The organism is Ferviditalea candida (genome assembly GCF_035282765.1).
Taxonomy (GTDB): Bacteria; Bacillota; Bacilli; order Paenibacillales; family KCTC-25726; genus Ferviditalea; species Ferviditalea candida.
The window spans coordinates 49,421-65,973 of the sequence record NZ_JAYJLD010000009.1 but is presented as its reverse complement, the minus strand read 5'-3'; the positions used below and the strand labels follow the sequence as shown (position 1 = coordinate 65,973).

Below are 16,553 nucleotides of genomic sequence, written 5' to 3'. Positions count from 1 at the left end.
GCTTCAGCTATAATGCAAATTCCCTTCTAAGAAGTAAATTGTCCAGAATTGTCTTTTTAATGCGTTGCCAATGCATTCTATGGCGTGTAAAAATCCTGCGTATAGAACATTCTGTGCTTATCATCGTAAGCCGTCCCGACGCCCAAGCGTTCATTGGCGCTGAGAATATTTTTTCGGTGTCCGGAGGAGTTCATCCAAGCTTCATGAGCAAATATTGCGTTTCTTTGTCCCGCCGCGATATTCTCCGCAGCCATCGAAAATGCAAGACCTTCCTTCTCCATTCGCACAAACGGATCGTTACCCTGCAGGTCGTTGTGTTCAAAATAATGATTGACCGCCATATCGCGGCTGTGCTTTCGCGCTGCTGTTGCCGCTTGGTCATCCCATCGAAAAGCCGGTTTCCCCATTCGCGTACGAATCGCGTTGCTCAAATCGAAAATTTCTTTTTCATAGCTTGCAGTCAGTTCACTGCCCGCCGGCGGATTTAACGGATTGAACATGCTCTCGACATCCTTGTCGATCAGCATGATGGAGGTGAGCGTTTGATTTTTTTCGATATCATAGAAAAAGAAGCCGTAATAGCGGTTATCGATCAAATTCCGGCCGATTTCATTCGTGTCTGAAAACATCAGCTCGACTTTACCGCCGGCTCCGGCATAAACAATCGAATCCAGGGAATTCCCGAATACTTTAACGATATCGCTTCTCGGGCTGCCGATGTGAATCCCGTCCCGCGAAGTCCATGCGAGGGAATTCGTGTAGACGGCCACGACCCGTCCGTCTTTCATTCCAACCTGAATATATTTGGCATAATCGCTGTTATAGATGTACCATTGAAAACCGTATTCGCTCAAATCCTTTCTTGCCGGCTTGCCCAGTTTTTGCAGAACGTCACGTTCCTCGTCTCCCAAAGAAATTCCCTGGAATTCAAAAGCCGGAGCTTCTTTTAGCTGCGTCTGCGCCTGCGCTTTCGAATCCGCCTGACCCGCACCCGAACCGCTTTGGCTCGTCACCGGAGAATCTATCATTACAGTTCTTTCAGCACTTAGCCACTGCACCTTCCAGCCTGCCGCTTCACTGACAAATCTGAGCGGGACATACGTCGTTCCATCCACGATTTTCGGCGGCGCCGTCAAGAATCTCGGCAAACCGTCTATTGCCCCGACCTTCGAACCCGCTTGCAGCCGGATCGTATGATTGCCCTTCGTTCCTGTCACGATTCCTCCGTTAGTATCCCACTCTACCGAATAGCCCAGTCTTCCAAAGATGCCGCGAAACGGAATCAATGTCGTTCCGTTCTCCAAAATCGGATCCTTGCTGAAATTCTCGAGCTGGCCATCGATTTTGACAAAGATCGGACGCTCCGCAAAAACAGATGTGATCATGAATGGAACAAGCGCCAATGAAAGGAATGCAAGCAGCAGAAATAATGAAATTTTCCTCATTTCGGGCCTCCCGGGTGCTTTTCTATAAATATACGTTTATTATATGTTTTTTTGGTTCCATTAGAAGGGAATTATCGAAAATAGTAGAAACGCGGTTCTAGGAAAATTGTTGATTTCGCAAATCCTTTGGAGCGGAAAGTTCCGGTTGAATCCTTATGGGGGCGCAAAAAGCCGGCGTACCCGGTACGCCGGCTGTTCTTGCAATTTGACACGAAGGTTCCTTTACGGCAGCTTAACCTCGCGTCAGCTTTGTCAAATTTCCAATGATTCTCTGCTTTGAAGAGTGTGGCATCGGATATCGGCATCTCCAAACAGCGATTTCAAACGTTTGTTATCCTGCTCAATCACCGGGAACGTATTGTAGTGGATCGGAATGACCTGCTTGACGTTCAGCCATTGGGCCGCCGTCACCGCGTCTTCCGGTCCCATCGTGTAGTTGTCTCCGACCGGAAGGGCCGCTATGTCGATGCGATTCCTTTCACCGATCAGCTTCATGTCGCCGAACAAAGCGGTATCGCCCGCATGGTACAGGGTTTTACCGCCCATGCTCAGCAGCACGCCGGCGGGCATTCCCGCATAGATGAATTGTTTGCCGTCAAATACGGAGGAACTGTGGAAAGCCTGAGTCAATTTAACCGAAAATCCCCCGAAATCATGTTTCCCGCCGAGATTCATCTCGTGTGTTTTCGCGCCTTTGGATTGACAATACTGGGCCAGTTCAAACGTAGCGATCACCGGGCAATCGTTCATTTGGGCAATTTGCAGCGTATCCCCGAAATGATCGCCGTGCCCGTGTGTCAAGATCACGGCATTCACCTTGATTTCATCAGGAGTTGTACCCCCCGAGTTTGGGTTTGCCGTGAGAAAAGGATCGATGATCACCCGGTGCTCCCCGTTTTCCACAAGCAGGCAGGAATGTCCGTAATACGTTATCTTCATTGAAAAATCTTCCTTCGTCGATTGAATTGGCATGAAACCCCTTACTTCCCATACATTATTGTATCGGATTCCGGCAGGTAAATTCAAACCAAATCACGCTTCAGGCATAGATTTTTTAATGACTATTTTTTCTTCCGCGCTGTTTTTTCCATGAACGATAGGCCGATGCGGTCGCTCTTATTTTCTGGTACATCGTTTTATCCTTCAGCTTGTTGAACAGGGCATGCGACGGATAGTCGAAATTGATCTCGATAATCCAAATCCTGCCGTTCCGGTCGATTCCATAGTCGATGCCAAGCTCGGGAGTATAGCGAAATTGGTCGCAGCGGCTGCTGATCCGATAACTTAAGTCGACCAGCTCCCGTTTGAGTTTTTCGATGTCGGCTGCTTTGTCAAATGCGGAATTTCTCAGCGCGCGTTCGATTTCGACCGCATATCCGCGCCCGCGTCCGACGTTGGTGATAACGCTTCCCGGACCGGCGACTTTAGCTACCATTCCGGTGTACTCCCATTTTCCTTTCCCGTTGCGCATCATCATTACCCGGATATCGTACCGGCGGCCGTCAACTTCGGCCAAATCGATCCCTTTCTGAATGACATGCCGTACCCCGGGCTTGATCACCGCCCGAAGCTTGGCGTACAACTGATCGATCGAATCCGCGCAGGTTTTCCGTCCTCGGATTTTCACGAATTCATAGCCTTCACCGTGCTTCCATACCTTGATGATCCCTCTGCCCGCATGCTCGAGATTGGCTTTGATATAAACCTCCGGATATTGGGAAAGAAAGGCGCGAAGCGTTTCCCGATTAAACAACGCAGTCGGGGGAAGATATTCGCGAAACTCCGGTTGCTTGTAAAAAAAACGATGAAGCGGCCATTTTGCCATATCCGCATCTCCCTACCGTATCAATGTACGCCATTCAGGATAATCTTTCACAATATGCATTGGATTCGGGGTGGAAACCTGCAAATATTTCAACGCATGGGCCGTATTGAACAAAACCACGCGGTCCTCGGAATGAATCGAGCCCTCATCGCACAATCGGATCAACCCCGCCCATGTGGCTGCGCCTTCCGGAGCAGCGGAAATCCCCCATGCACCCAAACGTTTTGCCGCATCCTCAATTTCCTCCGACGTGACCGCAACCGCGGTTCCGTTCATCTCTCTGAGGATCGAAACCAGCAATTGGGGATCCGGAGGGCTGGGTACACGCATGCCAGTGGGCTTGGAAGTGACCTCGCTTTCCGCTGGGGAATGCACCCGTCCGTGACGAACGGCAGCCAGTTCCTCGAAATGGTCGACAATCGGTTTGCAGCCTTCCTCCTGGACACTCACGAATCTGGGTACCTCGCCTTGGATAAGGCCCATTTCCCGCAATTCCCGGAAAGCCTTCCAAATGCCGATTACCCCGGAACCTCCTCCTGTAGGATATACGATGACATCCGGCAGTCTCCATCCGAATTGTTCAGCAAGTTCCAAGCCCATCGTTTTTTTCCCTTCCACCCGTCCCGGTTCCTTCAATGTGCCGACATTGAACCAATGCTGTTCAGCCTTGCCCTCTTCAACAATTCGTCCGGCATCATGAATCAGTCCGTCCACCAGACATGTATGTGCGCCATACTGCATGCACTCTTCCACGATCAGCGGAGGACAGTCCATGGGAACGAATACATAGGCCTCGATTCCCGCGCGCGCGGCATAGGCGGCCAATGCGGAAGCGGCATTGCCGTTGGAATTGACCGCAGCCTTGGAGATCCCCCGTTCATGCAGCAAGGACACGGCCATTGACATTCCTCTGGCTTTAAAGCTCCCCGTCGGATTCTGATCCTCCCGTTTGATCCATAGCTCCTTCAAGGGTAAATGCGCTTCAGCCGCATTCATGCGCAGGAGCGGCGTACAGCCTTCGCCCAAAGAAATTCTCGATGCTTCATTCCTTACGGGCAGCAGATCATGATATCTCCACATATTATGGAGGCGATGCTGTAAATTTTCAGGTGTGAACGTCGTTTTTACTTTTTCAAGATCATATTCAACCAGCAGTGTTCCGCCGCACTCACATTTGCCTTTCATCGTATCAAGCGGTGCTGTTTTTGCACAAAGGTTACACTTTAACCAGCAATCACCCATCATCTCGTCCTCCGTATACGGTTATGTCTTGCCTGAGTTAAACGTTCCCTTCAATATATACATTCGCCCCTGACAGGGGGCACGGCATATATCCCCGGTCACAGCTCAAAAACAAACCTCCCGTTGGCTGAAGTAATGATTTTCCCGAAAAAAATCCGAGCGAAAGTTCGGAACATGTGCATCCAATCCTCTATAAATTGTTTATATAACAAGTCTGTGTAAGCATCCCCCGAAGAAAGGACAGAAATCTCATGCAGCGCATGATGTGCAAGGCCAAAATTCACCGGGCAACCGTGACGGAAGCCGACCTGAATTACACGGGAAGCATTACGATCGATTCGATCCTGATGGAAAAAGCGGATATTCATCCCTATGAAATGGTCCAGATTACAAATCTCAGAAATGCAGTCCGCTGGAAAACTTATGCGATTGCCGGCGAGGCGGGCTCCGGCAAAATCTGTCTGAACGGACCACCCGCCCACCTTTTTCAGCCGGGCGATCTGGTAGTGATTTTAAGCATGGGACTATTTGCAGAAGAGGAATTGAAATCGCTCCGCCCCCGTGTGATCTTCGTCGACTCCCAAAATCGGATTGACCGCATCGAGGAGCATGAAATCTGATCAAGCATCCGGCAAGAGGGTCCGCCCCGTTTGCGGACGATTCACAAGCACAAAAAACAGCCCCTTTTCCCAACAAGAAAAAGGGCTGTTTTGGGGCTGTTTTTCAATACTCAAGAGAGTTGCCCAACTTGATTTTTCCATCGGTTTCCAATAAAATTTTGTAAATGGGGAGCTTCTCATAGATAAAAGGAGAATCTGAAATGACTGAAATGCGAACATTCGTCGCTGTGCCGCTGACCGACCCGCATAAGCGAATCCTGCATGAACAAACACTGCAATGGAGGACAACGCTTCCGTTTCGTAAATGGGTGCATCAAGCGGACTACCATATTACCCTGAAATTTCTGGGCGCTACCGCTCCCGATCTTTTGGAGGCCATCAGCCGCAATCTGTCCCTGATCGCCTCCGAAACCGCATCCTTTTCACTGTCCATCGGAGGACTGGGAACGTTTGGTCCGGCGCAGTCTCCGTCGGTTCTATGGGCCAAACTCGGAGGGCAATTGGACAAGCTGGATGATCTTCAAGGCCGGGCGGAAAACGCGCTGAGCCAGCTCGGCTTTCCCCGGGAAAACCGCCCTTACCGGCCCCATGTGACGATCGCCCGCAAGTATTCCGGGAATGAACCGCTGTCTCCCGACATTCTGCAGACAATCCGTTTGAAAAATAAAGACGGTCAGGCCCTCCAATGGCATGTGCCGGAAATCGTCCTCTATCAAAGCCATCTCGACCGAAATCCGATGTACGAAGCCGTTGCGTCATTCGCTTTGCCCCAGGCGGATTAACTGGATCGATGAAAAATTAATCCTTTTGATACAGACGGTATATCGCCGAGAAATCCTCCCGGCCGAGCCCTTGCTGCTTGGCCATTCCATACAAATCCTCCGTCATGCCGGCTAGCGGCAGGGACAAGCCCAATTCATACGCCGTCTCGGTCACCAGATGAAGATCCTTATTCATCCACTGCAACGGAAATTCCGTATCGAAGCGTCCTTGGTCGATCTTGTCTTTTTTGCTTGCAAGAAACGGTGCGGCAACCGGTCCGCCGATCAGCGTTGAGAACAGCACATCCCGGCTTAAGCCCATCCGCTCGCCCAGCGCAACGGCTTCGGAGAATGCCGCCATTGCCTGGCCCAGCATCAAATTGACAACCATTTTCAAGGACGTGCCGGCGCCATTCTCCCCGACATGCCGGATCACCTTGCCCATCATTTCCAAAAGAGGCATGACCTGCTCAAGATCATCCTGATTTCCGCCGACAAAAAACATCAATTCTCCCTTTTCCGCCGGGATTTTCGTGCCCGCTACCGGCGCGTCGAGAAATCGAACCCCGCGCTGTCCGGCTTCAGCCGCCATCTCTCTGCTGAATGAAGGATTGACCGTACTGCAGTCTATCCATATTCCGTGATTGCCCATCTCCTTCAAAAATCCTTGTTCGCCAAGCGCCGCTTGCTTGACCGCTTCAGGCTCGGCAAGCATCGTAAACACGATATCCGCTTGTCTGCTCACCTCCGCAGGTGAACCCGCCCATACCGCACCATGCTCCAGCAGTTCGCCTGCCTTTTCCTTTGTACGATTATAGACAACGAGCGATTGCCCGTTCTTCTGCAAATTTCTGGCCATCCGGCTCCCCATGATGCCCAGGCCGATAAATCCGATCAACCGAATCCGCCTCCCCAAGGTCACTATTTTTATTAACTCCGACAATTGGCCAGACAATTGTCCCCGTCACACAGATTGCCCAAGCCTCCGAGCACGCTGCCTTCTTCCTTTCTTCCTCCATAGCGCGAAGCGGAAATAATCCGGTCGGCCATCCTGCTGAACGCAAGTGATTGTATCCATACCCTCCCGGGCCCTCTCAGCGTCGCAAAGAACAAGCCTTCACCGCCGAAGAACGCCGTTTTGATGCCCCGGACAAAAGTGATGTCATACTCGACCGACGGGGAGAAGCCCACCAGACAGCCGGTATCGACCTTCACCATTTCGCCGGGACGCAGCACACGCTCCATGACGGTCCCGCCGGTATGCAGAAAGGCCATTCCGTCCCCTTCGATTTTTTGCATGATAAAGCCTTCGCCGCCGAAGAAGCCAACACCCAGCTTTTGTTGAAATTCGATTCCGATGGACACGCCTTTGGCGGCGCACAAGGGAGAAGCGAATGAAACAGCTCGTCGCGGTTACGATTTATCATCATAATAGTAATGCTCCGCAGCGATCGTATCACCGATTGAAACAATTCCGTAGGAATACTGCTTTTCAAAGCGCTTGTCGGTCGGTGAACCCGGATTGAACAGCAGAATGTCATGATGCATCCTTTTGTAGGGAATGTGCGAATGGCCGAAGATGACCATGTCGACCTGAAGTGTCCGAAAGGCCCCAAGCGCCGTTTCTTGGGTGGACTTATGGTGCCCGTCACCGTGAATGAGGCCGATCCTGACGCCCTCCAATGTCAGCACCTTCTGCCTGCCGAACCTGGCGCGGATCTCACTGCCGTCATTATTCCCGGCCACCCCGTCCACCGGAGCGATTTCGGCCAGCAAGTCAGCCAACTCCGGAGAAATCCAGTCGCCGGCGTGCAGAATCATGTCCACTCCCTGCAGACCGTCAACGAGCCGCTGCGGAAGCTTCTTCGCCCTTGAAGGCATATGGGTATCCGAGATCACACCGATTTTCACCGTCTCACCCGCTTTGGGAAATTATAACTAGAAATAACTTAATTAACCTATTATGTGCCTTCCGCAATCACACTATAACAAATCTCGCAATTCAGGGACCACATTGGGCGGCTCCTGTCCCTGCAAGGTTTGGACCAGATTTTGCGCGGCCAGCATGACCATGTCGAAGCGGGTTTGGGCTGTGGCCGAACCGATGTGCGGCAGCGTCACTACGTTAGACATTCTAAGCAGCGGATTGTTTAGGTCAACCGGTTCTTGTTCGAACACGTCCAAACCGGCGGCATGTATCCATCCTTCTTTGAGCGCCTTGATCAAAGCCTGTTCATTCACCGTTTTGCCGCGGGAAGCATTGATGAAGATCGCCGAGCTTTTCATCATCCGAAACTCGTTCTCACCCATCAATCCATCAGTTTCCGGAGTCAGCGGCGTCATCAGGACGACGAAATCGGACTGCCGCAGCAGCTCCTCCATCGCAGCATACTCTGCCGCATATTGCTTCTCCGCTTCTGGCTTGCGCGAGCGGTTATGGTACAGAACCTTCATACCGAAGCCGTTGTATGCCCGTTTGGCGATGGCTTCGCCGATCCGGCCCATTCCGATGATGCCCAGCGTTTTGTGATGGACATCGATGCCGTACAGCACCTCAACGTCTCCCTTTTTCCAATTGCCGGCTTTGACATAAGCGTCCAGCTCCGTTATTCTCCGCGCCGCCGCCAGCATCAGACCCATCACGAGATCGGCAACCGTATCGTCCAGCACGGTCGGCGTATGGGTACCCAAAATCCTCCGCTTCCGCATCGCTTCCAAATCGAAATTGTTATAGCCGACGATCGCGTTGCAGACCACCCGCAGTTTCGGGGCGCTGTCCAGCAATTCCGCGTCGATCCGGTGTCCCGACGTCAACAGACCTTCAACGTCGGCAACAGCCTCGAGCAGCCGATCCCGGGGAATCGCTCCGGGACCCTCCCATTTTTTTACTTCGCAGTGCCGCGCAATATAAGCTTCCGCTTCCGCCGGTATCGGGCGGGCAATAAATACTTTCGGCTTCATGTTCATCTCCTTTGCATCTTGATAGGTTCAATGACGAGAAAAATAATCATAGACTTTCCAAATTAATTTCATTATAGCATCCGGACTGGCAGTTGAGAATTCACACCTGCTGGCGCCATGAAAATGGCATGGGACGTCTAAGGAAAATATTGTGCGCGCAATCGGCAATTGGTTATAATGGAAGAAAAAACGGAAGAAAAAGGAGAGTCATATGGCAAAACTGTTCACCCCGTTTACCCTGCATCGGCTTAACCTGAAAAACCGGATTGTCATGGCGCCGATGTGCATGTATTCCTGCATGAATGAAGACGGCATATTAACTGATTTCCACTATACACATTACACCAGCAGAGCTGCTGGTCAAGCCGGGCTGATCATGCTGGAGGCATCCGCCGTGACTCCGCAGGGAAGGATTTCCTCCAGGGATCTTGGGATATGGAGCGACGGGCATATCGAAGGAATGAACCGATTGGTCGAACAAATTCACAGCTATGATGCCAAAATCGGGATTCAGCTTGCCCATGCCGGCCGCAAATCAACCTTGAACAGTCCGATCATTGCTCCTTCCGCCATACCCTATGAGAATATGCAAATTCCTCAGGAGATGTCGAAAAACCAAATCAAGGAGACGATAGAGGCTTTCGGCGCGGCTGCCCGAAGAGTCAAGCGGGTGGGGTTCGATGTGATTGAAATTCATGCGGCGCATGGGTATTTGATCAACCAATTTCTTTCCCCGCTGTCCAATCATCGCACGGACGAATACGGCGGACATGCGGATAACCGTTACCGTTTTCTCGGCGAAATTATCGACGCGGTCCGAGCGATCTGGGATGGCGCGCTATTTGTCCGCATTTCCGCCAACGAATATCACCCGGACGGGAACCAACTCGAGGATTACGTGTATTTTGCAACGAAAATGAAACAGCAGGGCATTCATCTGATCGACTGCAGTTCCGGCGGCCTCGTTGCGGCCGAAATCGATGCATACCCAGGATATCAAGTGCCGCTTTCGGAAAAAATCAAGCACGGCGCTCAAATCGCCACTGCAGCGGTCGGACTGATTACCGAGAGCGTTCATGCCGAAGAGATCCTCAAAAATGAGCGTGCCGATTTGATCTTTCTGGCGAGAGAACTGCTGCGGGATCCTTATTGGCCGAGAAGAGCCGCGTTGGAGCTTGGCTTCGACCTGCAGGGACCGAAGCAGTATGATCGGGGCTGGAGAGGCTAAACGTTCCAAATAAACGGAAGCAGGATAATCCCCGAAGATAATGCATTCACAGCTCTCCGATCCGGCGAATCCGCCGGATCAATTTATCTCGTATCGTCCCTATCCGGTTTCCATCCAGCGAAGCAAATCCTCGTACAAGGTTTCGGCACTTCGGTATCCCTGCTCATACAACTCCGTCAATTTGCCACGTTTCTTTTCAATCCGGCTGACCTTCATATCCGTTTCGGGCTGAATTACGAACACTTTGCCCGCTTCCTCCAGCTCCCGGATAAACCGCAGCGTCTCATTATAATTCTCATGCCGATAAATCATCGTTTCGACCAGCCCGGGAAACTGCGGATACATTTTTTCCGCCGCCCATTTCCATTGAAAAGGACGCTTTACATAATCCTTATGCTTGGTCATCACCACGACATGCTTCCGATTGCCGTCCTCGATGGATTTGCGGATCGGCAGAGGATCGGCCATTCCCCCATCCATCAGCGTATAGCCTTCCAATTCCACCGGAAGGGCAACAAAGGGCAGGCTGCTCGAGGCACGGGTGACCTGAACCATGTCATAGCCGTCCTTGTTGGAAAAATATACGGGCTCTCCGGTGAAACAATCGGTCGTGCCGACGACCAGCGTTTGCTCCGATTGCTGAAAGGACTCGTAATCGAACGGATCCAGGCGGTTCGGAATCTCGTCAAATATAAAATCCATGCCGAAAATGCTCTTGCTTCTGAGCAAATTCCGATAGCTCAAGTATCTCGGATCCGATATGTAATCAATCGTAACCCGTTTGTTTCTGCCGTACTGCTTGGACATATAGGAGAGCGCATTGCAGGCGCCGGCGGATACGCCGATGACATAAGGGAAAAATAAGTTTTTCTCGATAAACAGGTCAAGCACTCCCCCGGTAAAAACCCCTTTCATGCCCCCGCCTTCCAGCACAAGACCGATTTTCTCCATCTGGCTCTCCTTCCCGCTAAGCTGATGAGCTTTTTTTAGAGCGTGTTCAAAAAATCTGACGAAGAAAAAGGGGTGTGTCGGAGGAGCGGAAGCGTTCGTTCTTGAAATCGTAAAACACCGAATTCCTGTTTTACGATTTCAAGAGCGCCCGGGGGCACACCCCTTTTGCGCAGCGACCCAACTTTTTGAACACGCTCTGTTACTATCAAGTATACCGCCGATTTCCAGATTTTGAAAGAAGAAAATATGACAGAAAAACATGGGCCTAATTCCCATGCTTTCGTCGCTCAACACGGATTCACTCAGATGATCCTGAATGATCCTGTCGCAAAAACGCACAAGTTTCCGTTTTCATCCGTAAGCCTGCTCTCGGCGGTCAGCGTTTTGCGGCTCTGGTGCACAATCTCCCCTTCGGCGTACACCTTGCCTTCTTTAAACGGCGACAAATAATGCACATTCAGCGTCGTCGTCACCACCTTCTCGCCATGTCTGGCCATCGACACCGTGATGCCCATCACGGTATCCAGCATCGTTGCGCTGACCCCCCCATGCAGGATGCCGATCGGATTCAGATGGTGCTTCTTGACATCCAAAGCGATGACCACTTTCTGCCCATCCGCTTTGACCAGCTCAAGCCCGAGATGATCCCAAAAGGTGTCTTTGGCGGCTTCCTCCATCGATTTCTTGTACTTCTCCAAATCCAGAACTTCCTTCATCAGTATTTCCTCCATCCGAATGTTGCGTGAAAACAACGCTCACGCTTTATATATTTTATCCATTTCCTCTTCGAGGAGCTTTCTCCTCAACACCTTGCCGACCATGGTTTTCGGTAGCTCATGCCTGAATTCATAATAGCGGGGAACCTTGTACGCCGCAAGTCTTTCCCTGCACCATTCGTCCAATTCCTCACTGAAAAGCGTGATTCCCGGCTTGGCGACCACAAACGCCTTGACCGTTTCTCCCCTGTACGAATCGGGAATTCCGATTACGGAGGCATCCATGACTCCTGGGTGCTCATACAGCACCTCTTCCACTTCCCTGGGATAGATGTTGAATCCCCCGGCAATGATCATATCCTTCTTCCGGTCCATAATGAAGAAAAAGCCGTCCTCATCCATCATCGCCATGTCGCCGGTCAGCAACCATCCGTCCTTCAAGGCTTTGCCCGTCTCCTCCTCGTTGTTCCAATATCCCTTCATGACCTGGGGTCCCTTGACGGCCAGTTCGCCGACGGCGCCGACAGACAATTCTTCTCCGGTTTGCAGATCGACGATTTTCGCTTCCGTATCGGGAAACGGGATGCCGATGGAGCCGATCTTTCTTTTTCCCCAGGCCACGTTGCAGTGTGTAATCGGAGAAGCCTCTGTCAAGCCGTAGCCTTCGATAATTTGTCCGCCGGTCAATTTTTCGAACCGTTCCTGAACCTCGGCGGGAAGCGGCGCCGATCCGCTGATGCAGTATTTGACGGAGCGAAGATCATATCTGCCAAGCTCCGGATGATTAAGGATGCCGATGAACATCGTCGGAGCCCCGGGAAAGAACGTCGGCTGCCATTTCCCGATCAGCTTCAAAAGCTGGTTCACGTCGTAACGGGGCATCAAAATGAGCATGCCGCCCATATAAAAACACATATTCAGCAGGACGGTCATACCGAAAACATGGAAGAGCGGCAGCGCTCCCAAAAAACGCTCCTTCCCTTGTTCCAGGGTGTATGACCAGACAGAGGCTTGGATCGTATTGACAGTGATGTTGGCATGGGTAAGCATCACCCCTTTGGAACGCCCGGTCGTACCGCCGGTATACTGCAGGATGGCAATGTCGTTGTCCGCGTCGACATCCGCTATGACCGGCCGCGCCTCCGCCGATTTCAGCAAAGCGGAGACGCTGAGAATCTTCTGATTGTAAGTAATATTCGGGAGGCTGCCGTCTTTTTTTTGTTTAAACCGGTACACGATGTTTTTGGGAAAGGGCAGGAAATCGACGATCGATGTGACGAGGATATGCCTCACATGGGTTTTGGGCTTGACAGCCCTGACCTTTTGCAGCAAAACGTCCAGCGTAATGACCGCCACTGCTCCGGAATCCGCAAAATGATGCTCGAGCTCGCGTTCGGTATACAGCGGATTGGTCTCGACCACGACCGCTCCGGCCATCAATATGCCGTAATAGGAAATAACGGCCTGGGGACAATTGGGCAGCATCACGGCCACCCTGTCCCCCTTATGAATGCCGAGAGCAATGAGCGCGTTGGCAAATCGGGAGCTTTGCTCAGCCAATTGCTTGTATGTCCATTTTTTGCCGAAAAATTCAATTGCCGGGTGCCCGGGATAACGTTCTGCCGAGTTTGTCAAAATGCATGCCAAATTTTGCTTGGGATAATCGCAGTGGAAGGGCACTTCCTTGGGATAATGCTGATGCCAAATACGGGTATCCGCCATCCGTTACCATCCCCTCATGTTAAATTTGGATGCGGTTATACGACATAGCTTTCGTTGGCGATGACCAGCCGGGCGACCTCGCGCTTGAGTCCGACCGTATCGACAGGCGTTCTGCGCGTCAGCTTTTTCAGGATCGAAAGCTGGGTGCGGAGCATATCTCCCGATTCCATATAGCTCAGAGCTTCCTTGGCAAATGCTTCGACCGCATCGAACGCCTCATGAACGGCAATTTGCGTCATCCGGATGAAGTTCTCCGCCTTGTCCGCACCGGCGCGGTCGATCTGTTTTTTCGTGCGGATATAGGCGCTTTCCATCGCAAAGATTTGGATCATGATGTCCGCCAGCAGGCTGAGCAGCTCCTGTTCGTTCTCCAGCTTCGTCTGGTACTTTTGCACGGCCTGGCCACCGATCATCAGGAAAATTTTCTTGGCCATGCCGATCAGATGCGATTCCTGCTCCAGCAGACCTTCGAACGGCATTGACGGAGTCAGCTGCATCAATTCCTGCTGAAGCCCCATTGCTCTTTGCATCAACGGCAGATCTCCCTTCAGCGCTTTTTTGATCAGCGTGCCGGGAATCAGCAGACGATTGATTTCATTCGTGCCTTCAAAAATCCGGTTGATGCGGGAATCGCGGTAGATGCGCTCAATCCTGTATTCCTGAATAAAACCGTAGCCGCCATGAATCTGCACGCCGTGATCGGCGACAAAGTCGAGAGTTTCGGAACCGAACACCTTGTTGATCGAGCATTCCAACGCATATTCGGCAATTCTTCTTGTCGATTCGGCTCCGGAATCCGCCTGATCCAAGTCGATATCCTTGAGGCTGTCGTCAATCAGTCCGGTTGTCCGGTACAGCATGCTTTCCAGCAAAAAGGTCCGCGTATTCATTTCCGCCAGCTTCTTGCCGATCAGCGGAAATGAGGAGATCTGCCGCCCGAACTGGGTTCTGACATTCGCATATTTGGCGCTGATCTCGATCGCCTCCTTGGAGGCTCCGAGACAGCCGGCAGCCAGCTTGAAACGGCCGATATTCAGAATGTTGAAGGCGATGTGATGGCCCTTGCCGATTTCGTACAGCAGATTTCCCGCGGGCACCTTTACATCCTCAAGAATCAACGGGCAGGTGGAGGAGCCTTTGATGCCCATTTTCTTTTCCTCCGGACCGATGCTGACCCCGTCCATTGTTCTTTCCACGATGAATGCGCTGAAATGCTTTCCGTCCACCTTGCAGTATACGATGAAAATATCGGCGAATCCGGCGTTGGTAATGAACTGCTTCGTTCCGTTCAAGGTATAGTATCGGCCGTCCTCGGAAAGAACCGCCGTCGTCTTCGCGCCCTGCGCATCGGAGCCCGAGGTCGGTTCAGTCAAGCAGTATGCGGCGATTTTGCTGCCGTCGGCCAGAGAGGGCAGATATTTCTTCTTCTGTTCCGGTGTACCGAAGAAAACAATCGGCAGCGTGCCGATCCCGACGTGCGCGCCGAGCGACAGCCCGAACGAGGACGCCTTCGCCAGCTTCTCGCCGATCAGCGTCGTGCTGACTTTGTCGAGTCCGAGTCCTCCGTACGCTTCAGGCACATCGGCGCCGAGCAATCCGATATCCGCCGCTTTGCGAAGCAGCTCGACGGTCAGTCCGTAGTTGAGCTTTTCGATTTCCTCATCCCGCGGGACAATTTCGCCCTCCACGAAATCCTGGGTGGTTTCGGCGATCATGCGCTGTTCATCGGTGAAATCCTCAGGCGTCAAGATGGAAGTGCTGTCCGCATCCCCAATCACAAAGCTGCCGCCAATCACTTTCTCAGACACTTTCTCCGTCATCTTCAATCCCTCTCCTCTTCCTTGAAATTAAAATTCAACCGCCGGAATGAAATTCTCCCCGCTGCGCCAATCCCCATGCACTTCAAATACCCCGGCCGCTCCCATGCCGCCGCCGATGCACATGCTGACGACGCCATAGCCGCCCCCGCGCCTTCTCAGCTCGTGAATGAGGCTGGCCGTAAGCTTCGTGCCCGTGCATCCGAGCGGATGGCCCAAGGCTATCGCGCCGCCGTTCACATTGACCTTCTCCTCGTCGAGCTCCAATTGACGGATGATCTGCACGACCTGTACGGCAAAAGCTTCATTGATTTCAAACAAATCAATGTCCGTAAGCGAAAGGCCGGCCATCCTCAGCGCCTTCGGAATCGCCTCGACCGGACCGACGCCCATGATTTCCGGATCCACGCCCGCCAGCGCGAAGGAACGGAAGGTCGCCAACGGCTTCAATCCCAGCTCCTCGGCCTTCCGTCTGCTCATGACGACCGCAGCCGCGGCCCCGTCGCTCATCTGCGAGGAGTTGCCCGCTGTGACCGAACCGCCCGCGGCAAAGGCCGGCCGGAGTTTGGCCAGCGTTTCCGCCGTGGTATCAGGACGGCAGCCTTCATCCATTTCAACAATCACCGTTTTTTCCCAACGTTTCCCGCTATCATCCACCCCTTTGAGGGTTGTCGTTACGGGAACGATTTCTTCCTTGAATTTGCCCTCTGCGATCGCTTTGGCCGCTTTTTGATGGCTCGCAGCCGCAAACCGGTCCTGATCTTCGCGGCTGACGCCGAACCGAGCCGCCACATTCTCCGCCGTATGGCCCATGCTGATGTATACCTGCGGCATTTCCTCCACAATCCTCGGGTGCGGCTGCAGCTTAAAGCCGACCATCGGCACATGGCTCATGCTCTCCACACCTCCGGCAATGATCACATCGGCATGCCCCGCCATGATCCGTTCGGCCGCGAAAGCGATGGATTGCAGGCCTGAGGAGCAAAACCGATTGATCGTCAAGGCAGGCACGCTTGTCGGAAAGCCGGCATACAGCGACATAATCCTCGCGAAATTCAGGCCCTGTTCCCCTTCCGGCATGGCGCAGCCGATAATGACATCCTCGACATCTTCCTTCCGCAAACCGGGCGCGCGCTCCATTACCGCCTGGAGAACAACTTTCCCGAGATCCTCGGCCCGCGTTTTGGCAAAGCTGCCTTTTTTGGCTTTCCCGACAGGCGTCCGTGCAATCGATACAATCACCGCTTCATTCATAGACCCACCTC

At 52.4% G+C, this 16,553-nt stretch carries 15 protein-coding genes and 1 pseudogene; 3 read left to right on the top strand and 13 right to left on the bottom strand.

Going from position 1 to position 16,553, the window contains the following annotated elements; all coding sequences use genetic code 11:
* Positions 1-77: 77 nt before the first annotated feature.
* The 4 genes from VF724_RS08285 to VF724_RS08270 all read right to left on the bottom strand — a co-directional run bounded on the left by VF724_RS08285 (position 78) and on the right by VF724_RS08270 (position 4,512).
* A complete protein-coding gene (locus tag VF724_RS08285; RefSeq protein WP_371753764.1) occupies positions 78-1,445 on the bottom strand; it encodes a CAP-associated domain-containing protein in 1,368 nt (455 codons plus the stop codon).
* Between the two features lie 252 nt (positions 1,446-1,697).
* Positions 1,698-2,384 (bottom strand): metal-dependent hydrolase, encoded by a 687-nt coding sequence (locus VF724_RS08280; RefSeq protein WP_371753763.1) that lies wholly within the window; start codon positions 2,382-2,384, stop codon positions 1,698-1,700.
* Positions 2,385-2,499: 115 nt separating this feature from the next.
* Positions 2,500-3,270: a YheC/YheD family protein gene (locus VF724_RS08275; protein ID WP_371753762.1), complete on the bottom strand. Its 771-nt coding sequence runs from the start codon at positions 3,268-3,270 to the stop codon at positions 2,500-2,502.
* Positions 3,271-3,282: 12 nt separating this feature from the next.
* Positions 3,283-4,512 carry a threonine synthase gene (locus VF724_RS08270; protein WP_371753761.1) on the bottom strand — a complete coding sequence of 410 codons (1,230 nt, stop codon included), beginning with the start codon at positions 4,510-4,512 and terminating at the stop codon, positions 3,283-3,285.
* A 251-nt stretch (positions 4,513-4,763) separates the two neighbouring features.
* Between VF724_RS08270 and panD the strand changes: the two genes are divergently transcribed.
* Together panD and thpR are read left to right on the top strand one after the other, a co-directional pair.
* Entirely contained in the window at positions 4,764-5,132 is a 369-nt protein-coding gene (gene panD / locus VF724_RS08265) for an aspartate 1-decarboxylase (RefSeq protein ID WP_371753760.1), read from the top strand.
* 200 nt (positions 5,133-5,332) lie between these two features.
* Positions 5,333-5,914 (top strand): RNA 2',3'-cyclic phosphodiesterase, encoded by a 582-nt coding sequence (gene thpR / locus VF724_RS08260; protein ID WP_371753759.1) that lies wholly within the window; start codon positions 5,333-5,335, stop codon positions 5,912-5,914.
* A 16-nt stretch (positions 5,915-5,930) separates the two neighbouring features.
* On the opposite strand, the gene VF724_RS08255 is transcribed toward thpR, so the two are convergent.
* The 4 genes and pseudogenes from VF724_RS08255 to VF724_RS08240 form a co-directional block, all read right to left on the bottom strand.
* Positions 5,931-6,791, bottom strand: coding sequence for an NAD(P)-dependent oxidoreductase (locus tag VF724_RS08255; RefSeq protein ID WP_371753758.1), 861 nt, complete (start codon positions 6,789-6,791; stop codon positions 5,931-5,933).
* Positions 6,792-6,823: 32 nt separating this feature from the next.
* A pseudogene (locus tag VF724_RS08250) lies at positions 6,824-7,276 on the bottom strand (AIM24 family protein); the annotation flags it as partial.
* Between the two features lie 30 nt (positions 7,277-7,306).
* Positions 7,307-7,804 (bottom strand): metallophosphoesterase family protein, encoded by a 498-nt coding sequence (locus VF724_RS08245; RefSeq protein ID WP_371753757.1) that lies wholly within the window; start codon positions 7,802-7,804, stop codon positions 7,307-7,309.
* A 72-nt stretch (positions 7,805-7,876) separates the two neighbouring features.
* Positions 7,877-8,854 (bottom strand): 2-hydroxyacid dehydrogenase, encoded by a 978-nt coding sequence (locus VF724_RS08240; protein WP_371753756.1) that lies wholly within the window; start codon positions 8,852-8,854, stop codon positions 7,877-7,879.
* 211 nt (positions 8,855-9,065) lie between these two features.
* Between VF724_RS08240 and namA the strand changes: the two genes are divergently transcribed.
* Positions 9,066-10,082, top strand: a complete 1,017-nt coding sequence (gene namA / locus VF724_RS08235) for an NADPH dehydrogenase NamA (protein ID WP_371753755.1) — start codon at positions 9,066-9,068, stop codon at positions 10,080-10,082.
* A 99-nt stretch (positions 10,083-10,181) separates the two neighbouring features.
* Here namA and VF724_RS08230 read toward each other — a convergent pair whose 3' ends face one another.
* The 5 genes from VF724_RS08230 to VF724_RS08210 all read right to left on the bottom strand — a co-directional run bounded on the left by VF724_RS08230 (position 10,182) and on the right by VF724_RS08210 (position 16,542).
* Positions 10,182-11,033: a patatin-like phospholipase family protein gene (locus VF724_RS08230; RefSeq protein WP_371753754.1), complete on the bottom strand. Its 852-nt coding sequence runs from the start codon at positions 11,031-11,033 to the stop codon at positions 10,182-10,184.
* A gap of 302 nt (positions 11,034-11,335) precedes the next feature.
* Positions 11,336-11,749, bottom strand: coding sequence for a PaaI family thioesterase (locus tag VF724_RS08225; RefSeq protein ID WP_371753753.1), 414 nt, complete (start codon positions 11,747-11,749; stop codon positions 11,336-11,338).
* A 39-nt stretch (positions 11,750-11,788) separates the two neighbouring features.
* Positions 11,789-13,471, bottom strand: coding sequence for a long-chain-fatty-acid--CoA ligase (locus tag VF724_RS08220; RefSeq protein ID WP_371753752.1), 1,683 nt, complete (start codon positions 13,469-13,471; stop codon positions 11,789-11,791).
* A 35-nt stretch (positions 13,472-13,506) separates the two neighbouring features.
* Positions 13,507-15,291 carry an acyl-CoA dehydrogenase FadE gene (locus tag VF724_RS08215; RefSeq protein WP_371753751.1) on the bottom strand — a complete coding sequence of 595 codons (1,785 nt, stop codon included), beginning with the start codon at positions 15,289-15,291 and terminating at the stop codon, positions 13,507-13,509.
* Between the two features lie 27 nt (positions 15,292-15,318).
* Positions 15,319-16,542, bottom strand: a complete 1,224-nt coding sequence (locus tag VF724_RS08210) for an acetyl-CoA C-acyltransferase (RefSeq protein WP_371753750.1) — start codon at positions 16,540-16,542, stop codon at positions 15,319-15,321.
* Between the last annotated feature and the right edge of the window lie 11 nt (positions 16,543-16,553).